General features: G+C 69.0%; 7 protein-coding genes. 3 read left to right on the top strand and 4 right to left on the bottom strand.

Features of this window, described 5'->3' with window-relative positions:
- Window positions 1-99: 99 nt before the first annotated feature.
- From ABGA94_RS05570 to ABGA94_RS05555, 4 genes are all read right to left on the bottom strand, one after another.
- Complete coding sequence (locus tag ABGA94_RS05570; RefSeq protein ID WP_005415950.1) at window positions 100-450, bottom strand: DUF3301 domain-containing protein; 351 nt, start codon at window positions 448-450, stop codon at window positions 100-102.
- Between the two features lie 67 nt (window positions 451-517).
- Window positions 518-1,507: a DUF2272 domain-containing protein gene (locus tag ABGA94_RS05565; protein ID WP_032954068.1), complete on the bottom strand. Its 990-nt coding sequence runs from the start codon at window positions 1,505-1,507 to the stop codon at window positions 518-520.
- Window positions 1,508-1,687: 180 nt separating this feature from the next.
- Window positions 1,688-2,539 carry a carboxylating nicotinate-nucleotide diphosphorylase gene (nadC, locus tag ABGA94_RS05560; protein ID WP_069137946.1) on the bottom strand — a complete coding sequence of 284 codons (852 nt, stop codon included), beginning with the start codon at window positions 2,537-2,539 and terminating at the stop codon, window positions 1,688-1,690.
- Entirely contained in the window at window positions 2,536-2,805 is a 270-nt protein-coding gene (locus ABGA94_RS05555) for a Trm112 family protein (protein WP_353075013.1), read from the bottom strand. Before ABGA94_RS05555 ends, nadC begins: the two co-directional genes overlap by 4 nt.
- A gap of 58 nt (window positions 2,806-2,863) precedes the next feature.
- On the opposite strand from ABGA94_RS05555, the gene purE reads away from it, so the two are divergent.
- From purE to ABGA94_RS05540, 3 genes are all read left to right on the top strand, one after another.
- The gene (gene purE / locus ABGA94_RS05550) at window positions 2,864-3,367 is read left to right on the top strand and encodes a 5-(carboxyamino)imidazole ribonucleotide mutase (RefSeq protein ID WP_005412808.1); all 504 of its coding nucleotides are present in this window, start codon (window positions 2,864-2,866) and stop codon (window positions 3,365-3,367) included.
- Window positions 3,364-4,512 carry a 5-(carboxyamino)imidazole ribonucleotide synthase gene (locus ABGA94_RS05545; RefSeq protein WP_111127099.1) on the top strand — a complete coding sequence of 383 codons (1,149 nt, stop codon included), beginning with the start codon at window positions 3,364-3,366 and terminating at the stop codon, window positions 4,510-4,512. The genes purE and ABGA94_RS05545 overlap by 4 nt, the downstream gene beginning before the upstream one ends.
- A 125-nt stretch (window positions 4,513-4,637) precedes the next feature.
- Window positions 4,638-4,979: a carboxymuconolactone decarboxylase family protein gene (locus ABGA94_RS05540; protein WP_019659022.1), complete on the top strand. Its 342-nt coding sequence runs from the start codon at window positions 4,638-4,640 to the stop codon at window positions 4,977-4,979.
- Window positions 4,980-5,028 lie beyond the last annotated feature (49 nt).

Genomic DNA, 5,028 nt, shown 5'->3' with positions numbered 1-5,028 from the left:
CCGACGCCGCCCCGATGGGCGGCGTCTTCCTTTGCAGGTTTTACTGGTGGGTGCCGGAATTGTGTGGGTGCCGCCCGTTGGTCGGCACACCTTCAGTTCTTACACATCCTCGGCGTCCTCCACATCCGGCCGGATCTGGCTGATCCGCGCGGCACCGGGGCCGGTGAACGAGATCAGCTGGTCGCCACGCAGCACCATGCGGCCCACGTGGCGATCGATGCCATCGTAGGAATACTCGAACTTGAAGGTGCGCTCGAAACCGAGCCGGCCATCCTCGCCACGCGACAGTCGCAGGCCGGTGGCGTGCACCGCCTGGTCCAGCCACTGCACGTCGGCGGCGCGGCAGGCATTGCGTCCCAGCTCGACCGCGCGCTCGGCGGCCGAGCGTGCGGCGTTCCAGAAGAAGTAGATGATTCCGCCGGCAATCAACAACAGCAGCAGGGTAGGCATGGCGTCAGCCGTCAGAGGTCGATCCGGCAAAGATGGCGGCGAACGTGCGCTGGATCAAGCACGGGTATCACCGCCTCGGCGGTGGCTGGCCCGTCGTCGGCGCTGCGGGCGCGTTGGCCGGTACGGCCTGCATCGGCGCTGCGGAGGGTGACGGCATCACCAATGGCGCAGTCGCGGTCAGCTGCAGCAGCGCTGCCCAGTCCTGGCGGTTGAAGCTGCATTCGTCCTCGCGGCCCGGCGTGCAGCTGGGGTCGATGCCGGTGCTGTTGCGTTCGCGTGCCGGGGGCAGCTTGATCAGCCCGGTGCGGTCCAGCGGCAGCAACCGCATCGCCACGGTGTTCATCACGTTGCCACCGACCAGGTACAGGGTCTGGTCGCCTCCCAGGTTGGCAGCCACCACCACTTCGCAATGCGATTTCCAGTGGCCCACCGAACCGTTGCCCAGCGCCTGCACCAGCCCGCTGTAGCTGAGCGTCGTGCTGCGGTCGCGCAGGAAGCACAACAGGTCGCCCGGTGCGGGCTTTGCGGTCGCGGGATCGACCAGCCGGTACGGCACGCCCGAGGGGCCGCCCTGGTACGCGGCACGGATGTAGTCGATGTGGCGCGGCGACGTGTTGAAGCCGGGAACGCCGGCCTGCACCATCACCCAGGAAATGAAAGCGGCCGACCACGGGTTGTCGATCAGGAACGCGCGGCAGTCGCTGTCGGTGTAGCGCGTGCCCAGTGGTGCCAGACAGCTGCTGGCGCCGGCGATGCTGCCCATCGCGTTGAGCGTGCCGCTGTTGCGCCAGTAGCCGGCCACGCGCTGCCAGGCGATCAGGCCGTTGTCGGCCAGGTGATCGCTTTCGGCTTCGGTGACGCTGAGGCTGGCGGCGCGGCCATCGCGATCGATGAAGGGCCGGAACCACAACCGGTGCTCGTTGCAGGCGGTATTGCGGATGGCCACCGCCAATGGGCTCAGGCCGAAGCGGGGAGGGACATCGCAGGCTTCAGCGGCTGCGGCGGACAAGGGGGCTGCCGCGAGCAGCAGACAGGCAGGCAAGAGCATCCGGCGCATGCGCGGCTCCTGTGGGGGATGCCCGCAGCGTCGCAGAGGCTGGCGTAGCCGAGCCGTGAAGGCGCCCGGGTCGTGTAGAGCCGAGCCTACACTCGGCTCATCGCGCAAAGCGGGTGCCGGGCGCGCCGCAGATCGAGAAGCAGCCGAGCGTGGGCTCGGCTCTACAAGGTCCCGTAGGCCTCAAGCCGGCGGCGGGCCCAGCTTCAACGACAGATCGATGGCCTGCACATGCTTGGTCAGTCCGCCGATGGAGATGCAATCGACGCCATCCTCAGCGATCGAGCGCAGGCCGCCCAGGCCGACGCTGCCGGAGACTTCCAGCGGAATGCGTCCGGCGGTGATGCGCACCGCCTCGCGGCGCAGGTCGGGACTGAAGTCATCCAGCAGGATGCGTTCGCAACCGGCTTCGAGCGCCTGGCGCAGCTGTGCCAGGTCTTCGACCTCGACCACCAGTGGCAGCGCAGGCCACTGCCGGCGTGCGGCGGCCACCGCCGCGGCCAGCGAACCGGCGGCGCGGATGTGGTTCTCTTTCAGCATCACCGTGTCGTACAGGCCGAAGCGGTGGTTCTCGCCGCCGCCGCAGCGCACCGCGTACTTCTGCGCCAGGCGCAGGCCGGGCAGGGTCTTGCGGGTGTCGAGGATGCGGGTACCGGTACCGGCCACCGCGGCCACGTAGCGGGCAGTGGTGGTCGCGGTGCCGGACAGCGTCTGCAGGAAGTTCAGCGAAGTGCGCTCGGCACTGACCAGGCTGCGGCTGCGCCCGTGCAGCAGGGCCAGCACGGTGCCGGCGGTGACGGCATCGCCTTCGGCGATGTGCCATTCAATGCGCACGTCAGGGTCGAGCGCGCGATGGGTAGCGTCGAACCAGGGGCGCCCGGCGATCACCGCATCCTGCTTGCACAGCAGGTAGGCGCTGTCGGCCTGGTCGGGGAGCAGGGCGGCGGTGACATCACCGCTGCCCAGGTCCTCGGCCAGCGCGCGCGCGACATCGGCGGCGACAATGGCCGCATCCGGCGTCGGCAGCGTGCTCATGCCGCCGGGAAGTCGGCGATCTGGACGGTCGGAATGGCTTCCTCGGCCAGCAGCACCGGGATGCCGTCGTCGACGCGGAACACCTGCTTGCGGTCACGGGTGACCAGCGCCTCGCGCAGCGGCTGCGCCAGCGGGTTGCCATCGGCCTTGGTCACCGTGCCGGCGGAAATGGCCTTGTTGAGGGCTTCCAGGCCCTTGCCATCCAGCAGGGACAGGGGCTGGCGGGTGTCCGGGGACACCAGCAGGTCGAGCAGCTTGCGATCCATGGTTCTTCGTCTTGCGTGGAAGACGGCTAGAATACGTCTTTAAGGCAGGTGACGGCCAATGACCCCCAACCCGATCGCGCCGCTTGTCGGCATCGTCATGGGTTCCCGTTCCGACTGGGAAACCATGCAGCACGCCGCCCAGAAGCTTGAAGCCCTGGGTGTTCCGTTCGAAGTGAAGGTGGTGTCCGCGCATCGGACGCCGGATGTGTTGTTCAGTTACGCCGAGCAGGCGGGCCCGCGTGGCCTGCGCGCGATCATCGCCGGTGCCGGCGGGGCCGCGCACCTGCCGGGCATGATCGCGGCCAAGACCGCCGTGCCGGTGCTGGGCGTGCCGGTGCAGTCCAAGGCCCTCAACGGAATGGATTCCCTGCTGTCGATCGTGCAGATGCCGGCCGGCATCCCGGTCGCCACCTTCGCCATCGGCAACGCCGGCGCCTCCAACGCCGCGCTGTTCGCGGCGGCGATGCTGGCCAGCGACCAGCCGGCGATCGGCCAGGCGCTCGATGCCTTCCGTGCACGCCAGACCGAAGACGTGATGGCCCACGACGATCCGCGCCAATGAGCCTGACTGTCGGCATCCTGGGCGGCGGCCAGCTCGCCCGCATGATGGTCCTGGCCGGTGCGCCGCTGGGGCTGCGCTTCGAACTGTACGACCCGGCCGCCGACGCCTGCAGCGGCCCGCTGGCGCCGCTCACCGTGGGCGCCTTCGACGACCGCCAGGCCTTGGCGGACTTCGCCGCCAAGGTCGATGTGGTCACCTTCGATTTCGAGAACGTGCCTGCCGACAGTGCACAGTTCCTGGCCGACCGCGTGCCGGTCTATCCGCCGCCGGCCGCGCTGGCGATGGCCCAGGACCGGTTGAGCGAGAAGACCCTGTTCCAGCAGCTGGGTATTCCGCTGCCGGCCTTCGCCGACATCCGCAGCCGCGACGAGCTGGCGGCGAAGGTGGCTGAGTTCGGCCTGCCGTGCATCCTCAAGACCCGCCGCCTCGGCTACGACGGCAAGGGTCAGTTCCGCCTGCGCAGCGAAGCCGACATCGACGCCGCATGGGATGCGCTCGGTGCCCAGGTGGAGCGCACCGGACTGATCCTGGAAGGCTTCGTGGCCTTCCAGCGCGAGGTCAGCGTAGTGGCCGTGCGTGGCCGCGATGGCAGCTTCGAAGCCTGGCCGGTCACCGGCAACTGGCATGTCGACGGCGTGCTGTCGGCCAGCGTGGCACCGGCGGTGCTGTCCGACGCCGAGCAGCAGGCAGCGATCGGCTATGCCCGCCGCGTCGCCGAGCACCTGCAGTATGTGGGCGTGTTCGCACTGGAGCTGTTCTGTCGCGACGGCGAACTGCTGGCCAACGAGATGGCACCGCGCGTGCACAACTCCGGCCACTGGACCATCGAAGGCAGCGAGACCTCGCAGTTCGAGAACCATCTGCGTGCGGTGCTGGGCCTGCCGCTGGGCAGCACCCGCATGCTCGGCCATGCCTGCATGCTGAACTGGCTGGGCGCGATGCCCGATCCGGCGCCGGTGCTGGGTCAGGCCAGTGGCCATTGGCACGACTACGGCAAGGAGCCGCGCGAAGGTCGCAAGGTCGGCCACGCCACGTTGCGCGACGATGATGCCGCTGCATTGGCCGATGCGCTGGACCAGGTCGGCCTGGAGCTGGACCGCCAGGCCCAGGTGGCGCCGGCAGTGCACGCGCTGCGCAACCGCTGAGCCCGGGCGTGCCGGCCAATGGCCGGCACAACCTTGTATGCCTGCAACGGTGTGGCGCGCCGGTGCAGGCATCGGCGCACCATTGCCGGTGGTAGCGTGGAGCTCCTTTCACAGGAGTCACGACCATGCTCGACTGGAATGCCTACCGCAAGGAACTGAAGGGCCGCATCGGCGAGATCGGCAAGCTCTCGCCGGACACGGTCAAGGGCTACGCCACCCTGGCCAATGCCGGTGCCCAGACCAACCATCTGGATGCCAAGACCCGTGAACTGATCGCATTGGCGGTGGCGGTGACCACCCGCTGCGACGGCTGCATCACCGTGCACGTGGACGCTGCGCTGAAGCATGGCGCCAGCCGCGAGGAAATCGCCGAAGCACTGGGCGTGGCGGTGTCGCTCAACGCCGGCGCGGCGCTGGTGTACTCGGCGCGGGTGATGGACGCGGTGGCTGCGCACGAGAACGCGTGACGCTCCGCTCTGCATTTCGGTAGCGCCGGCCGCTGGCCGGCAACAAGCC

The organism is Stenotrophomonas sp. 3diitr2024, from assembly GCF_042136455.1.
Lineage (GTDB): Bacteria > Pseudomonadota > Gammaproteobacteria > Xanthomonadales > Xanthomonadaceae > Stenotrophomonas > Stenotrophomonas sepilia.
This window is presented reverse-complemented; position numbering and strand designations above follow the sequence as displayed.